Origin of the sequence: Pontibacter aydingkolensis (assembly GCF_019443125.1) — a bacterium.
GTDB lineage: Bacteria > Bacteroidota > Bacteroidia > Cytophagales > Hymenobacteraceae > Pontibacter > Pontibacter aydingkolensis.
The window spans coordinates 1-15,909 of the sequence record NZ_JAHYXK010000009.1; the positions used below are offsets into that span (position 1 = coordinate 1).

The following is a 15,909-nucleotide window of genomic DNA, read 5'->3' on the forward strand; positions in this document are numbered from 1 at the left end:
CTTCTACAACCGGGAAAGGAGACACTCAGCGCTGGGCTACCTCACACCCTGCCAGTATGAGGAAAGACTATACAAACAAAGAATGGCTGCCTGAGAAAAACCCTACAGTAAACCGTTGCAATTCCAGAATATGCGTAAGCATAATACTGGTGGAACTGATAAAAAACATGAACCCTAATATGGATTTGCTGTCTGTTATGCGGCAATGTGCAGCTTCTTGCTTATCTGGGGCGAATAAGGTGGCCCTAGTCTAGGAATTGACGCTTGTACTTACCTTACTTTTACGGGCTCATGGTATTATCACGTAAAAGCAAAAGGCAGCCCGCTTTGGCGTTAATAACGCTAGTAGAATCCAGATTTACTGTACGAGCGCTTTGCTTCTAGTTGCAGACACGGCGAAGGAGAAAAATCCATACGATGAAGAGAACAATACTTGACCGCTCCATAGAGCCTATTAATAAGTTTCTGCACTATGAAAACTCAGGAGGTGCGGTTTTAATGTTAGCAGTACTTGTTGCTATTCTATGGGCGAATTCGCCTTGGAGTGAGGCTTACCATCACCTATGGGAAACAGAGTTTTCCATAGGTTTAAAAGGTTCCCTTTTAACCTATTCTCTTCACCATTGGGTAAATGACGGGCTTATGGCTATGTTCTTCTTTGTGGTGGGGCTGGAACTAAAGCGTGAAATTATTGCTGGCGAGTTGTCATCTTTCAAGAAAGCGCTGTTGCCGATGGCTGCCGCCTTGGGAGGCATGATCTTTCCGGCCTTAATCTACTTTATCATCAATATAGGCCGAACTTCCTTAAGTGGTTGGGGCATTCCCATGGCAACTGATATTGTCTTTGCGTTGGCACTCATGTCCCTTGCAGGCAAAAAATTACCTGTTTCCGCAAAGGTTTTCCTGGTTGCTCTGGCCACTATAGATGATTTGGGGGCTGTACTGGTTATAGCCTTTTTTTATAGCTCAAATTTGTCTTTTGAAAGTCTTGCTTACGGGTTTGCTTTGTTAAGCATTCTCTGGGTAGCGAACCGTGCAGGAGTCCGAAATACGCTGTTTTATGCTTTGATCGGCATTGGAGGAGTGTGGCTTGCCTTTTTGCTTTCCGGCGTGCACGCCACTATCGCAGGGGTGTTGGTAGCGTTCGCTATTCCGGCACGTACGAAGATAGATGAGTCGGCTTATTCCGCTAGTCTGGAAGTGCTGGTGGCAGAATTTGATGAGGAGATCCCGAACCAGGGCCCTCTGATGACTCAAAAGCAACATCAGGTAATTGAGAAAGTAAAAAATAAGAGTGCCGAAGCTCAGACGCCTTTACAGAAAATAGAAATTGCCCTACACCCTTGGGTCACTTTTTTGGTTATTCCCCTCTTTGCCCTTGCTAACGCCGGTGTTGCAATCGGTTCAACTTTCTTCTCAGATCTTTTACATCCCATCAGCATAGGGGTGTTTGCAGGTTTGGTATTAGGAAAGCTGACTGGAATCCTGTTATTTACCTGGGTGCTGGTAAATTTCAGGGTGGTACCCCTTCCTGAGGCAGTTACGTGGAGGCATATTGTGGGCATTGCTTTTGTAGCCGGTGTGGGCTTTACCATGTCCCTTTTTATTGCCGCCCTGGCGTTCAAAGACCCACATATGATTGAACAGGCGAAATACGGCATACTCTTGGCATCCGTTGTTTCAGGCACGCTTGGGGTTTTGACCCTTAGAAGTGCTGAATAGTGTAAACTGTGCACCTTCGCCCAAGAAGGACTGACCTCCATGCCGATTAAAGAAGAGGCATGTTCAGATTGCCAAACTCTGCCGTAGTCCTCGTGGTGCAGCTTATTATCCTCAGCTACTATGCCCTCTGCTGGTTTCTCCCTGTTCCCGACATATACGACCTTTCTAGGCAAGCTAAAATTTCCTCCTCCGAATCCTGTCAGATCTACAATGTAGCGCTACGCACACTCCCCTCGTTCCCTCGTGCGCTAATCATCAACAGCAGGTGCCTACAATGCTAGCCCTGCAGGTAGTCCTTTTTCCCCCTTGACTAGCTGAGTACATCCTTTACAGAATCCCAGCCTATATGCTATTTCTTTAGAGGTCAGATTACCAAAATGGATTTCACGTTTTGCCTAAAGTATCAACCGTTGCAAAATCCATTCTTTCACCCTAGCGCCCCTTTTCCTTTTTACAAGAACGTTCAGATGTTTAACTGGTCTGCACAGAATGTTGCTTCACATATAGTCAAAACACACCCCAAAATTCGGAATTAAGCCCAACGGGGTAAAAAATTTGAGATACCTAGCTTCTCATTGGAACACAAAACCGCATACTATACCGCTGGTAGTGATCTGCCGCTAACAGACACTTGCCAATGAACCGGCTGACGAAGTGCTAATGCCGGTATGATACAGTGGGTGCCAGTCGCTAAGCCAGGACAGGCTAATAGGTCAAATCTCAAAACTTTTCCCCTCGCCTGAAGTTAAAAGCTTCATACTCTATAATGTTTAATGATAGTCCGGAGAAATTTGAGCTGGAGGGGGATCCTCCATTACGCATGGAAAAGCCTGCTTTACTACTTGGTTCTGGCAGTTGTTGTTTACCTTGTACATGACCATTTTGAGGTGGCCTACCTGAGCATTCCTTTCAACACCGTTACCGCCCTGAGCACGGCACTGGCTATCTTTCTGGGCTTCAAGAGCAACAGTGCCTATGAGCGGTGGTGGGAAGGCCGTAAGATATGGGGCCTGCTGGTTAACTACAGCCGCGCCTGGACCCGCCAGGTGATTACGATGGTCATTCCAAGTGAAGAGGCGGAGGCCGCAGCGGCAAAGGAACTGCAGCGCCGTATGGTCTACAGGCACATTGCCTTTGTGCATGCGCTGCGCGTGTTTCTGCGGTTAAAGCATGCTTACAACATAACGGCCCAGGAAGAAATATACGAGGAGACCAACATATACACCGATATACAGGCTTTCCTACAGAAAGATGAGTTTGAGGCCTTCTACCACAAGAACAACCCTCCCAACTTCCTGCTTGAGCTGCAGGGCGAGGACTTGCGGCAGGCCTTCAAGAGAGGCTGGGTCTCGGATTACCGGTTTGTAAAGCTGGAGGACACGCTGGTGGAGTTCAACAACATCCAGGGCATGAGCGAGCGAATCAAGAATACCCCCTTCCCGCGCCAGTACAGTTTCTTCTCCCGGGTTTTTGTGTTTATACATGCCTCGTTGTTGCCCTTCGCTTTCGTGAGTGAGATGGGCCTGGCCACTATTCCTGTCTCCGTTATGATTTCTTTCGTGTTTTTAGCGCTGGATTTGGTGGGTGAGCGTATTGAGGACCCATTCGAGAACAAGCTAGAGGATGTACCACTCACGGCCCTCAGCCTCACCATAGAAACCAACGTCAAGGAGCAGTGGGGCGACCAAGACTTTCCTGTTAAGCAGACGACGCAGGAGGGCATTGTTTTATAACACCCATTTTCAAGCCGCATCGTCGGGCTGGAATTCAGAGTGCCGGAGCTTAGCCTGGGAGAGTCAGGAAGTTTGCCCTCCGGGAAGGAAAAAGGTACCGTTGCTGACAGCTCAGCAGCGTTATCGGACTTATTTTATATGCTTTCGGCCAAACCGCTTTTTACTGACATCACGTTTTCTTCACTGTATATCCTGCCGATGGATGGATTTTGCACATTGACGGCACGTAGCCCCTACCAATATTTAATATGGTTAAAGACTTCTGCCCCTCATACTCTTACTCATGCTGCGCCTCCTCACTTATCGCTAACTCACGCTCGTAGTAAATGAGATCTTTTCCAGGGGATGCTCCAAATGCGTGCCACGTACCGCCTCGTCGCCAGCCAGGGTTGACTTTAGCGTGCACAATGGCCCCCTTCGGGAAATTTATTTTCCATGGTGAAGGAAGGTGAAAGTATAGATTAGTGGTTGTTGCCTTAGCTACTTTCTTGACCTGTTTGTCAGCCTGTGCACGGATCCGCTGCGCTTTCGCATGTTTTTCGGCATAGGCCCTATTTCTGGGACACAAGCAACAAAGGGGCAACATAAAGCAATCAGTCTTGTTCTTTATTGATAGTGCTCTGCTGCTGATCATAATAGACATTGTAGAACAGGGAAGGCTCCTTAATTACGGGGAACCTTCCTTTATTTATAGCCAATATGCCAGCCTGTGTCAAGCGGGAACCTGCATGTTCAATGGCTTGCCACGATTCGGTGCTTTGCGACCTTTTGCCTATATTGAAGAATATACCAAAGCAATTACGATTATGAAATGCCCTAACTGCAGCGAAACGCTTTTGATGAGCGATAAAAACGGAGTTGAGATTGATTACTGCCCTAATTGCCGTGGCATCTGGCTGGACCGTGGTGAACTTGAAAAGATCATGGAGCGATCCGCCGACCATTACTCCAAAAAAGAAAACTACGAGGCCGACTCTAAACGCTACGGCTATGGCGATCATGGCCACAGTTCTCACAAAAAGCATCCACACAAGAAAAAGGAATCTTTTCTGAGCGATTTCTTTGATTTTTAATTCCCAAAGAAGGCAAAAGGAAAGCGCCTGTGCAAGTAATTGCACAGGCGCTTTCCTTTTGCTGAGAACGCGTTTTTAAAGTAAACAACCAGGGCCCTAACCCGATCAAAGATTCCAGTGGAGAAGTTATTGCTGCTATTGGCGTGTCGGGCAGCACTGTCGAAAATGACCACACAGTGGCCGAAGCCGGTCTGAACGCTACATTTTACTAATCTCATTATTCCGGAGATCATTGAGACAGGAGCAACAGATAGAGCAACAGCTTGAAAACTGGAGTTACAAGCGCTGTGTTTGAGCGAAATCATTATATAGAGCATGGTCAACATATTTTAGGACGGGTCAATATTACTTTTTTGAGCAGAGGATAAGTCCTGAGCCGAAAAAGAAAACTATTAACTTATAAACTATTACTTGCAAAGCACATGTTGTAGCTGTATATAGTTTTATCTTGGCCCGATGGCCAGAACTCACTAGCCGCTAAGGGCGACCTGCTCTTTTATCCATCCCGCTCCTTCTTCTTCACATATGAAAAAAAACAATGTCACCAGTAGCGACTATCAAGATTACCTGTCGGAGCTTCTGGGTAGGGTGCCAAACCCTCTGGAGCTACTCGTCTTTGAGCGTAATCAGGATTTGTTGCGTATTACTAAACGGAAGATACAGAATGATGCCTACCACATTACTTTTACCAACTGTACAGAGATTGAAATGGTGTAGGGTGTGGTAGTGCAAGGTGGTGCTATTCAGCTACACAGCCAGCAAGAGGGACACCGATTCTATTCTGTTTTCTTTGAAGAGTACGGCGTTGAAGAAAGGCATTACCTGATGTTAGATGCAGAGGTAAAGATCATCCTCCTTAGCGGCTGTGTCATCATGCTGGTATCGGGAGTTCGGCTAATAACAATTGAGGACCTTGTATTCGGCTTCAGCCCCATTTTATATGACCTAGACTAATTGCAGACAATGAAACAAGAACAGTTTTACTATTGCCTTAGTAGAATCCTGAAACTGAGAGAAAAGATTGAGCAGACATATCTTGTTCGCAGAAATGCCCAAGCTATAGAATCTGCTCAGACACAAGAGCAGCAGGTGGGGTTCGACTCATTGAAGCTCTTTGCTGAGAACAAGGAAAATGCAGACAAAAATACAGCTGAGGAAAAGGCACTTATAAAGGAACTGGCAGCGCAGGAGGCTAAGATCAGGACATTTGTGCCAGTAGCCCTCTATGGCACTAGGATAGAGGCAACACTGCCAGGGCATACTACCTTAAATGTAGTGATTGAGATTCAGAGTATCGTAATAGAGAAGGCGACTCAGCAAATTTAGCAATAAGATTAGCTTGTGATTTGAGTTGTCCATAAAGCGTCAAGAGTGTTTAATCCGCATGATTTACGTTTGGCAAGTGCAGATCAAAGCATTCTGATGTGTATTATCTTAATATTGGGTTTAAATAGCTACAGTGTAAGATAAAATGCCCTAGGCTCGCACTCACCGGAGCCTATTCGATAAAAATCTTGAAAGCTGCTTGGTATAGCCTCCTTTGGTGAGGCACAGCATCTCTCCGGTAGTGTCATTTCTCATCCAAACAACAGCATTGTCCTGCTCCCCATTTTGGAAAACATATTCATGCATTCTTGTGCAGCTAAGTTCAGCTTGCGTTCGAGTTTTTCCAATTTGTTCTCTTTCATGGTAATGGAGTTAAATACTATAGGTTATACGAAGCACTTAGCATAGGTAGTGCAGTAATACCTCAAGCTTATACAAACCGTAAAACTATATACTGGCATCAAGACAAGCCTTATTATATTTTTTACTCTTAAAGCACATATGCAATGGCAAAGCCAGCTACAACCGGCAGCAGCCGAAAAGCCTTAAAGACTGCTGGTATTGTACTTGCAAGCCTGATGGGTTTCTTATTGGTTGTGTTGGTGGCACTTTACTTCCTGGCCGAGCCACTTGTAGTGCGTTATATAAAAAAGCAGGTTGCCTATCAGACCAATGAACTGTATCAAATTGATTTAAGTGATCTTCAGCTTCACTTTCGCACTAGAAGCATCGCTTTAAAAGGACTGCACTTCTACCCGGACACAACAGTGAACAATCAGCTAAAGGAAAACAGCCTGGCGAGCCCTAGTCTCTTCGACATTCGTGTTCCAAGGCTGGAAATTAGAAACGTAAACCTAATTGATCTGATTTTTAACAATCAGCTTAATATGAATACTGTTGTAGCAGAACGTCCGGAGATCACGCAGCTGCTGAATAAGTCTGTACAGAGAAATAGAAAGTATAGAAGCAAAGGGGGGGCTATGGACGCTGTGCGCATCCGGCAGCTCGAAGTACAGGATGCAAGCTATCGTTACCTGGCACAGGGACTACAAAGCAGACCTAAACATCAAATTCATCACCTGTCGCTACAGGTTCAGGGCGTGCAACTGAACTTAGAGAAACAGCAGGATATTACAGAGATGCTTCAGGCAGATGAGGTTGAACTCCGTTTAAATAGTTATACTTATCTTTCCCCGGACAGTGTGTATTCAGTACGGCTTGGTCGACTTTCCTACTCCTACAGGCAACAAGTACTGAAAGCAGTAGACCTGGAGGTGCAGCCGGACATTAAGGCAAATTCGACCCTTTCTAAAGACTTGGCGCACCAGGTAGTGTATCAGCTTCATGCACATAAGCTACATATAAAAGGTCTGGATATAGGAGAAACCTGGCGTACAAAGCAACTGCACCTCGACCAGTTAATGTTGAACCGTACTGCCCTGCATTTAACCGAAGATCTTAATGTACCTGATGCTGCTTCATTTCCTGGCCTGGCTGAACTTTACGCTGAGCTGTCACCTTACCTAAGAGAAGTAGGCATTAAAGAGCTTCGCCTGACTGACGGCAGCTTCAGTTATGGCCAGAAAAATGGTGGCTTTCATACTGTACATAACCTTGATAAGGCAAACATTTACCTGCAGGCGCTGCAGCTCGACTCCGCAACCCTTTTTACACCGAAAGAAAAGTCTTTTGCAGCAGCAATAAGAGCAACCGCAAAAAACTATACCTACAGCCCACGCTACAGTCCTTATACCACAAAGGTAGGAAGTATGAAGCTATCTACCCGAGACAAAACCTTGCAGGTAGATGCTCTGCGCTTAAGTGGTGACTGGGATAAAAACAATAAGCTGAAAAGCCTGAACACGGCCAAACGCACTTTTTACAACATCTCCTTGCCTCATCTGCGGTTTGGTGATATAAGCCTGCTACAGGCCTTACAAACATCCCACCTGGCAATAGGAAGTATAACAGCTGTGCAACCTGTCATTGATATACGTACCGACCAGCTGGTGAAAATGCAGGATACAGGGCCGGGTCTGCAGGAGCTGTACCGGCAGGTTTCTGGTTTTATAAACAAATTGGAAGTAGGAGAGATAAACATTACGGATGCCTCACTTACACAGCACAGCAAAAACAGAGCTATCCATCTCCTGCAGCAGCTGGATCACGCCTCGCTGAAAGCCATTGGTCTGGTGGTAGATTCTGCCTTCATTTTCAATCCGGATAAAAAACTGCCCCTGCAGGATATGGTCGTAACTGCCCGTAACTACCGCTACCAGATGCCCGACAATACCTACATCTTTGCCCTGGCTGATCTGCGCTACTCCACTAGGCAGAAGGAATTTTCTGCCCGTTCGGTAGATGTGATCTCCAGCATCAGGGAAAACGACCGGCAGAAACTCTACGAAAACGCCAGCCGCAGTCTCTACGACCTTTCCGCTAATACATTACAAGTAACCGGTCTAAATCTGGTTAAGGCATTTAATACCGGGCGGCTGGAGGCAGACCATTTGCTGCTCCGTCAACCGGATGTGGCTATCCTGCTGGACCGTAAGGTGGCAGTTTCAGAATCGGGTAAACAAGGTGCAGGGGAGGGGCTCTTTAAATATTTAGATATTGTTTCCGTAAAAACTGTCCGGCTGGAAGATGGCTCCTTTACCTTTAACGAAAAGCTTGAACCGGTTATGCGGACGCATTTGCTGGAGCACGCCACCGCCACGATTACAGGATTTCAGCTGACATCTGCCAGTTTTGCGAACCTGAGCCAAGCGCTTCCGATGGAGGAGATGACCCTGCTGGCAAAAAACTATACTTACAGGACAACCGACAGCCTTTACACCATCCGGCTGGACAGCCTGCACTATTCCAGCAGGCAACAGGAGGTTGTCGCCCATACCTTCACGGTAAGCGCTGACAGGGAAGTAAACGAACGACTGAAAGCTGAACACCCGGAACTTGCCAGCCGTAACCTGATCGATATTTCATCGGAGAGGTCCCGAATAACCGGTTTTAACCTGATCCATGCTTACGCAACAGGTCAATACCACATGATCAAGCTGCTGCTCTCAGGCCCAAGGGTAACTATTCTGCAGGACCACAGTGTGAACCTGTCAAATGACAAAGTTTCGGTCTGGCAGGATACGAAGACAACCAGTGAATCTATGCAACAGCTGACTGATAGAGAAACGACTTTCCGTGTGGAACGACTGGAGATAGATGATGGCACGTTTGATTTTCACATTCTGGAAGATACGATTCGCATAAGCCAGACCCTGGAGCACGTAGCGCTGGAAATAGATCAGTTCCGGTTGGTTTCGCTGGAGTCTTCTGATCCGCTTGAAATTTTTGATGTGGATGACGTAAGTATACAAGTGCGAGGCTATACCTTCTTCACGCGCGACAGCCTGTATGCGCTCGAGGTAAAAGCAATGAGGGCTTCGATGAGTAACAGGTCCCTCTCTGTAGATAGTCTTCGCCTGCGGCCACTCTACAGTAAAGAACAATATGCTAGTCTGTTCAGGTATGCCCGTGACCGTATTGACTTGACAGTACCTGATATTGAGTTGCAGGGCATCAGTTTGCGGGCGCTTTTCAATAACCAGGATATAGTTGCGCACAACATGTTGATCCAGAACCCGGTTGTGGAGATCTACCGCGATAACCGTTTAGGGATTGACCCGGACCTAAGGCCACCAACCCTGCAGAGTGCACTACGCGGTGCGGGAGTATACATTAAACTAGACACTATTCGGGTGGAAAAAAATTACTTTATCCATCCTGTTATCGCCATAGATGGTATTAAACCTGCGGAGTTTGTGCTGGATAACATTCGAATGCAAGCCTATAATATCACCAACGATACGGCGCTCATCCGGAGGAACAATATGTTAACAGTAAATGCTTCCGCACTTTTTATGGGCGTCAGTTCTTTAAAGGCTCATTTCCAGTTTCAGCTGGACCATCCGGAAGACCGGTATACCTACGAAGGCACCTTGGAACCAATGGATTTTAAAGCTTTAAACCCTTTGTTAGAGAACTTGGTATTTATTCGGATAAAAAGCGGCCAGATACATAAAGCGACTTTCAAGATAGAGGCTACCGGAAATGAAGCCACAGGCCAGGTACACTTCCCATATAATGACCTGAAGGTACAACTACTGAACAAACATGATCCCGATAACCCTGGTTTAGTTTTAAAGGCTGGTACCAGATTAATAAATATATTTATCATCAAATCCAATAACCCGTCAGCCTGGGGTAAATTTCGAGTGGGGGATGTTGAAGAGGAGCGTGATCCAAAGCGGTCTGTATCCTACCATATAAGCCAGTCCATGCTAGATGGAGTCACTTCCAGTTTGATGACAAAATTGGTGTATCAGATAGTTTCCAGATTTGTTGAACTATGATTTTGCTTGCTATCAAAGAAGTAGCTTCACTTATAGACTGTTTTAAAACTAGTTACGCTCAATGAACTGGACTAAAAGGTATTGGTAAAAGAACGGGAGTTCCTTTTACCAGCATTCGTCTGAAGTGCTGGAGCCAGCGCTAGAGCAGGGAAGCCTATTTTAGTTGTGGATGCTCTCGTGGTGTCAGAATAGTGTCCAAAAAAAAGGCCTTCAGTGATCACTGAAGGCCTTTTTAGTAGAACCAAAGGATGGAATTATCGAATTTTATCCACAGGGATTTAACCGCCCTAAGTGATTATCTGGCGATAGGAGAGGTTCAGAAAACTTAGTAGTTCTTAGAATCAAAATAAAAGCCATTGTTTTACATAACAGTTGTAGGATAGAGAAAAGGCATCATTTTAACGGGTTGCCTTAGTCGCTGCTGCTCACATCCGTATAGCAGAACTTTAAGCATTTGCATTCGAGTCATACACCATGGAGCACACACCCGACAAAGGCCATCAGAAAGAGAAACTGCCTCAGTCACCGTCGGCACAATCCATCCATAACACCATCTACCAGGAAGCTGAATCTGAGCTCGACCGCCCAACATCGGTCTTATTCTGGTCGGGTTTGGCAGCCGGCCTGTCTATGGGTTTCTCCATGATCGCGGAAGGCCTGCTCATGGCTTACCTGCCGGATGCAGAGTGGAGTATCCTAGTGTCAAACTTTGGCTACAGCATGGGTTTCCTCATCGTCATACTCGGCAAACAGCAGCTCTTCAAAGAAAACACACTGACGCCCATCCTGCCGCTCCTCCGTAGGAAGAACGCAGATACATTCTTCAACGTGCTACGCCTTTGGGGGGGCAACTTGCTGGGCGTGCTTCTCATTGCCATGGTTACCGCTCGCACAGCTGCCTTTGACGCGCACGTGCACAAAACTTTCACGGAGATTGGCCGCAAAGTCATGGAGCCTGACTTTGGCGCCGTGCTGGTGCGGGGGATATTCGCCTAATGGCTCATCGCGCTGATGGTTTGGCTCCTGCCTTACGCGCAGACTGCCCGGGTTTGGGTTATCATCCTGATCACCTACGTAGTCGGCATCGGGCACTTCAGCCATATCATAGCGGGCGCCGTTGAAACCTTTACACTGGCTGCGACGGGCCAGGCCGCCTGGTGGGACGTTCTTGCAAACTACATCCTCCCAGCCTTGGTTGGTAACGTGACAAGGGGAGTGGTGCTGGTGGCAGCGTTAAACCACGCGCAGGTAAAAGATAAACCCGAATAAGATGGGAGCGGCTTACCTGATTCATGGGATCCTCCTTTCCCAGGGAAACTTTATCCGTCTGGAAGGGCTCTTCCCCTGATTCTAATTTTTTCAACAGGGCTTTCATTTCAGCAATTTCCTCCTCCTGTGCCTTGATAATCTCACCCGCCAGCTTCCTTACTTCCGGGTCCTCCAGGTTTGCCCTTTTACTTGCCAGAATCGCTATGGAGTGGTGTGGAATCATCGCTTTCATATACAGCACATCCCCTACGGGAGTTTGTGTTCTTGCCAAGGTTAAAGCACCGACAAACAAAACGAGACTTCCGAGTACGATGGCAATGTTCTTCTTCCTGTTCTTGTACATGCTTTGCATAAAGGCCAGCATAATAACGGCCATTGCTGCAATGCCTAAACAGGCCATATAAAACCGAGTCAAACTGAAATACACGTGATCAAAGGCGTAGGTGTTGAAGTACATGGTGATGTACATGGCTATGAAGGACCCCGCTAGCATCAGAATAAACCTAGTGTAGGGGTATTTCTTCTTTTTGTTTTGGCTCATGACCTGCTTGTTGTCCATTTGTCATTTTTTAAAATTGTACATACTTCTGCCTTATCAAGTATGGCAGCTGAATAATCGCTAAACGTGAATATACGCATACAGGCACGAAATAGTCGAAGCTGGATTTCTCTCATCTCTGAGCCGGACGCGGATGGGGTACTGTCCGCTATGGTAGACTGCAATGCCATTCCTGTTTTTACTTCCTTTTCCATCATATGGGGCTTCGGCGCCATGCGGGTCTTAATTGGCATAAGGCGATAGGCATGTTGTCAGAGGCCCTTTTGGGTTATCTCCTAAGCTTTAGGCTACCCTGATGCGTCTTTGTATAGCTGGCACTGACCTGCCTGGATGGGTTTTAACTGGTTTATGCACCTGCTGGAGAAGGGGTACAGACGGGAGGCTGCTAGTCTGCATTGCAGCGTGAAGCCACTAATCATCAGAAACGGTTGACACGGCATTATGGCGTACCCTTCTTCGTCCGCACGCCGTTTAAACTACTTTAAAATTCTATGTTTCACTATAAGTATGAAAACAGATGTTTTACCACGTAAAAGAATTGTAGTTCAACGCACGCGCCTCCAAGATAGGTGCGGCAGGAGTGATGGTTGTGGGCTACAGGCCCTACGAGGCACTGTTGCAGGCCTTGGCGCAGGTTGCCCCGGAACTGGCACCTACGCAGCATGCCGAGGATGAGGAGAAGTACAAAGCCTATTGGGGAGAAGGCATCACAGAACGAGAGGTGGCAGAAGCGCTGCTAACAAAAAAACAAGCACAGAACGCGCCTGAACCAGGCAAGCCTCCGGTGGTAGCAGCATACGAAGGAAACAAAACATAGGAAACCCTTTCCTGCTGCCCAAGGCATGCCAAGGGAAACCTTTATGTACCAATAAACTTTAAGCTATGAAGAAAATATTCTTAGTGCCGTGTGTGTTGCTGCTGCTGTGTGTCTCGTGCAGTTCAGAAACAGCATCTGAAAACAAAGGAGAGGCGAGCACTGCCTTGTCTGCGGAGCCTGTCGATTCGGTTGGCTTGCAGCTGATAGCCTCAGACCTGGTGTCACCTGTTTTCCTCACGCAACCACCCAACGACGAGAGGCTGTTTATTGTGGACCAGATCGGGGTCATACGGGTCGTCAAAGAGGGAAGCCTGTTGCCTGAGCCGTTCATGGACCTGAGGAGCAAAGTTGTAGCGCTCAAGCACGAGCATGAGGAGCGCGGGCTTCTGGGCTTGGCCTTCCACCCCGACTTCCGGGAAAACGGCAGGTTCTTCGTGTACTACAGCGCCCCGATACAGCCGTCAGCACCCAATGACTTTGACCATACCTCCGTCATCGCCGAGTATAGGGCTACTGGAGCCGGGTTGGAAAGCGGAGACGCAGCGTCCGGTAAAGTGATCCTGCAGGTAGACCAGCCACAGTACAACCACAACGCCGGCACCCTGATGTTCGGACCCGACGGCTACCTCTACATCAGCATAGGCGACGGGGGAAATAAAAATGACATCGGAACCGGCCACGTGCGGGACTGGTACGAGGAGAACGATGGCGGAAATGGGCAGGACATCAAGCACAACCTGCTTGGCAGCATCCTACGCATCGATGTCAACGGCTCTTCGCCTTACGCGGTGCCTGCCGACAATCCCTTTGCCACTGGCAACAACGGCATGAAGGAGATTTATGCCTACGGCCTTCGGAATCCCTTCCGCTTCTCCTTTGACCGGGAGACGGGTATGCTGATAGCAGCCGATGCGGGGCAGGTGCTGCGGGAGGAGATAGATGTCATCACCAGGGGGGGCAATTACGGATGGAACGTAAAGGAAGGCACGCTGTGCTTCAACGCCGCCGATAACAAGACCCCCCTTCCGGACTGTCCTGATGCGGATAGCCTTGGTCACAGCTTTATAGACCCCGTCATAGAGTTTAAAAACAGTATGACCTACCCCGAGGAGGGGTTGGGGATTGTAGGTATAGGCGGCTATGTGTACAGAGGGCAACGGCAGGCGCAGCTTAACGGGAGCTATCTTTTCGGCGTATGGACGCAGCATCATGGGAAACCTGACGGCGCTATTTTTGCTGCCAGCGTAGCTGGAGAGCAGGGGCCGTGGGCATACAGGAAGCTTCACTTCCGCGACAGGGCGAGTGGCTTGGGGCACTACCTGCTAAGCTTCGGCCAGGACAACAGCGGGGAAGTGTACCTGCTGGTCAACGACGAGCACGGTCCCCATGGCAACACAGGGAAGGTGTATCGGATTAACTGATGGCCGTGCTGAACTGCACTTTGATTCTAACTTCCGCCTTCGTTGTGTTTCGCACGGGCAAATGTTTAGACGTGATGGCTTTCGTCATCGCGCACGGCGCTGTTTTACCTTAATGGACTAAGCCACTCACCGAAGTCTCCGGCAGCCGGGCGCACCACCAGAAGTTCTGGGGTGAACAGCATGCCTACCCACTGGATTATCCGTTGCTTTGCGTGAAAACTTTCTAAGGTAAAATCAAGCAAGGTCTTGGTAAGGAGCGTTTCCGGCTCCTATTCAGGAAGGTACACTTCTTTCCAGGACCAGCCGTCCATTTCCAGCAGTGCCGTAAGCAGTCTGCGGCGCTCCCGTAGGTCCTGCTCGAAATAATGCCTTATGGCCTCCTTGCCCTTTAGCGGCACCCTTTTCTCCTCCAGCAGCCTTAGGTCAGGGACAAGGGCCTTTTCGTTGGGGGAGGCGTTCTTGAGAAAGCCCTCTCTGACCACCTCCAGGTAAGCGTCCAACGCGGTCTGCAGCATTGACATCTTCGTTTCATCAACAGCCACCTCCCGCTGTAGGGCGTTTGCCAGCAGCTGATACGCCTCGTCCAGCAGCACAATGGCCGGGGTAATGGAGTGCTTCGGCTGGCTGTTGTGAAAATAATGGATGACGGGGTAGGAATGGTGGTTCACCGCATGCTTCATCAGCATCTGGCACAGATCGGAGGTGTTGTCAAAGAAGGAGGAGAAGTCCTTGCCGTTCCAGCTCTTGGTTAGGATCTGCTGCGGGGTTTTCCCCATGCCGCTGATGTACAGGCTAAGGGTGCTCTGCAGGCCCACGGCAGAAAGCACCGGCAAAAAGTAGGTGATGGAGGTGGTAATGAACACCAGCCCCGAATACGCCGCTACGTCCGTCACGATGCGCCAGAAATCATTCGAAGCCACATAGTCGCCTATTCCCAGCGTGGAGAGGGTAAACCCCGCGTAGTAGAGTTTCTCCAACGTGCCGGCAGGGGTTTTTGTGACACTGTGAACGACGGAGTCCGAGTCGGACAGCAAGGCAATGAACAAGCCGACCCAGAATCCCGCTATCCAAACCGAAAGGATGGAAACGAGCACAGCAGGACCCGCGTACCCCAGCAGTTTGGACTTCCCCTTTTTTTCTGCTGCCAGGAAAATAGCTTTGTACACGGCTTTCGATACAAGGCTCGTAATCATGCCGCCGCCGTTGGAGGAGAAGGTGGTTTTGATGATATCCAGTGCGGTGAGGGCAAAAATTAGAGCTCCAAGGAAAAATAAAACATTCATGAAAGGCTGGTAGAATTAGTTCTTTTTGCTAAACGGAATTGCTCTTGATGGGTTAGCAGACCTTTATACAGTGTGCTCAAAAGATGTACCGGTTGTTTATCTGACAACGTTACTACCGGGCACATCGGCACTTCTCTGTATGAAGGCAAAGCATTGCTACTTAAAAAGTTGTCTTGTCCTGGTGTAGGTTGATACAAAGTCATTAAGAATAAGTCGCTCTCGTCCCAAACAATGGCCGTTTTAGCAGTATATAATTCGGAGAAGGGGTAGGTACAGGCTAAGATTAAACAGCAGTGCGGG

The 15,909-nt window shown here is 48.1% G+C and carries 12 protein-coding genes and 2 pseudogenes; 11 read left to right on the plus strand and 3 right to left on the minus strand.

The window, feature by feature from the left end; genetic code table 11:
• The 3 genes from K0O23_RS20495 to K0O23_RS11875 form a co-directional block, all read left to right on the plus strand.
• A partial coding sequence (locus tag K0O23_RS20495; protein ID WP_394371704.1) for an IS3 family transposase occupies window positions 1–94 on the plus strand: 94 nt, incomplete at its 5' end.
• Window positions 95–417: 323 nt separating this feature from the next.
• Entirely contained in the window at window positions 418–1,722 is a 1,305-nt protein-coding gene (nhaA, locus tag K0O23_RS11870) for a Na+/H+ antiporter NhaA (protein ID WP_219877649.1), read from the plus strand.
• 773 nt (window positions 1,723–2,495) lie between these two features.
• A complete protein-coding gene (locus K0O23_RS11875) occupies window positions 2,496–3,455 on the plus strand; it encodes a bestrophin family protein (RefSeq protein WP_219877650.1) in 960 nt (319 codons plus the stop codon).
• Window positions 3,456–3,732: 277 nt separating this feature from the next.
• Here K0O23_RS11875 and K0O23_RS11880 read toward each other — a convergent pair whose 3' ends face one another.
• Window positions 3,733–4,023 (minus strand): hypothetical protein, encoded by a 291-nt coding sequence (locus K0O23_RS11880; RefSeq protein ID WP_219877651.1) that lies wholly within the window; start codon window positions 4,021–4,023, stop codon window positions 3,733–3,735.
• A gap of 238 nt (window positions 4,024–4,261) precedes the next feature.
• Here K0O23_RS11880 and K0O23_RS11885 point away from each other — a divergent pair, with 238 nt between their 5' ends.
• From K0O23_RS11885 to K0O23_RS11910, 6 genes and pseudogenes are all read left to right on the plus strand, one after another.
• Window positions 4,262–4,528: a TFIIB-type zinc ribbon-containing protein gene (locus K0O23_RS11885; RefSeq protein WP_219877652.1), complete on the plus strand. Its 267-nt coding sequence runs from the start codon at window positions 4,262–4,264 to the stop codon at window positions 4,526–4,528.
• A 92-nt stretch (window positions 4,529–4,620) separates the two neighbouring features.
• Window positions 4,621–4,740, plus strand: a pseudogene (locus K0O23_RS11890) (heme-binding protein); the annotation flags it as partial.
• Between the two features lie 508 nt (window positions 4,741–5,248).
• Window positions 5,249–5,482, plus strand: coding sequence for a hypothetical protein (locus tag K0O23_RS11895; RefSeq protein ID WP_219877653.1), 234 nt, complete (start codon window positions 5,249–5,251; stop codon window positions 5,480–5,482).
• 9 nt (window positions 5,483–5,491) lie between these two features.
• On the plus strand, window positions 5,492–5,854 hold the full coding sequence (locus K0O23_RS11900) for a hypothetical protein (protein ID WP_219877654.1): 363 nt from the start codon (window positions 5,492–5,494) through the stop codon (window positions 5,852–5,854).
• 506 nt (window positions 5,855–6,360) lie between these two features.
• Entirely contained in the window at window positions 6,361–10,260 is a 3,900-nt protein-coding gene (locus K0O23_RS11905; RefSeq protein WP_219877655.1) for an AsmA family protein, read from the plus strand.
• Window positions 10,261–10,734: 474 nt separating this feature from the next.
• Window positions 10,735–11,442 (plus strand): annotated as a pseudogene (locus K0O23_RS11910) (formate/nitrite transporter family protein); the annotation flags it as partial.
• On the opposite strand, the gene K0O23_RS11915 reads toward K0O23_RS11910, so the two are convergent.
• Window positions 11,387–12,088 (minus strand): DUF305 domain-containing protein, encoded by a 702-nt coding sequence (locus K0O23_RS11915; protein WP_317195687.1) that lies wholly within the window; start codon window positions 12,086–12,088, stop codon window positions 11,387–11,389. The pseudogene K0O23_RS11910 and the gene K0O23_RS11915 overlap by 56 nt on opposite strands.
• A 589-nt stretch (window positions 12,089–12,677) precedes the next feature.
• Between K0O23_RS11915 and K0O23_RS11920 the strand changes: the two genes are divergently transcribed.
• Together K0O23_RS11920 and K0O23_RS11925 are read left to right on the plus strand one after the other, a co-directional pair.
• The gene (locus tag K0O23_RS11920) at window positions 12,678–12,905 is read left to right on the plus strand and encodes a hypothetical protein (protein WP_219877656.1); all 228 of its coding nucleotides are present in this window, start codon (window positions 12,678–12,680) and stop codon (window positions 12,903–12,905) included.
• Between the two features lie 65 nt (window positions 12,906–12,970).
• Entirely contained in the window at window positions 12,971–14,326 is a 1,356-nt protein-coding gene (locus tag K0O23_RS11925) for a PQQ-dependent sugar dehydrogenase (RefSeq protein ID WP_219877657.1), read from the plus strand.
• A 269-nt stretch (window positions 14,327–14,595) separates the two neighbouring features.
• Here the strand turns inward: K0O23_RS11925 and K0O23_RS11930 are convergent, their stop codons facing one another.
• The gene (locus K0O23_RS11930) at window positions 14,596–15,609 is read right to left on the minus strand and encodes an ion channel (protein ID WP_219877658.1); all 1,014 of its coding nucleotides are present in this window, start codon (window positions 15,607–15,609) and stop codon (window positions 14,596–14,598) included.
• Window positions 15,610–15,909 lie beyond the last annotated feature (300 nt).

What these genes read in the sequence shown, in the direction of transcription:
- nhaA (WP_219877649.1), top strand. Translation starts at nt 418, where the DNA reads ATGAAGAGAACAATACTTGACCGCTCCATAGAGCCTATTAATAAGTTT.
- K0O23_RS11875 (WP_219877650.1), top strand. Translation starts at nt 2,496, where the DNA reads ATGATAGTCCGGAGAAATTTGAGCTGGAGGGGGATCCTCCATTACGCA.
- K0O23_RS11885 (WP_219877652.1), top strand. Translation starts at nt 4,262, where the DNA reads ATGAAATGCCCTAACTGCAGCGAAACGCTTTTGATGAGCGATAAAAAC.
- K0O23_RS11900 (WP_219877654.1), top strand. Translation starts at nt 5,492, where the DNA reads ATGAAACAAGAACAGTTTTACTATTGCCTTAGTAGAATCCTGAAACTG.
- K0O23_RS11905 (WP_219877655.1), top strand. Translation starts at nt 6,361, where the DNA reads ATGGCAAAGCCAGCTACAACCGGCAGCAGCCGAAAAGCCTTAAAGACT.
- K0O23_RS11915 (WP_317195687.1), bottom strand. Translation starts at nt 12,088, where the DNA reads ATGGACAACAAGCAGGTCATGAGCCAAAACAAAAAGAAGAAATACCCC.
- K0O23_RS11925 (WP_219877657.1), top strand. Translation starts at nt 12,971, where the DNA reads ATGAAGAAAATATTCTTAGTGCCGTGTGTGTTGCTGCTGCTGTGTGTC.
- K0O23_RS11930 (WP_219877658.1), bottom strand. Translation starts at nt 15,609, where the DNA reads ATGAATGTTTTATTTTTCCTTGGAGCTCTAATTTTTGCCCTCACCGCA.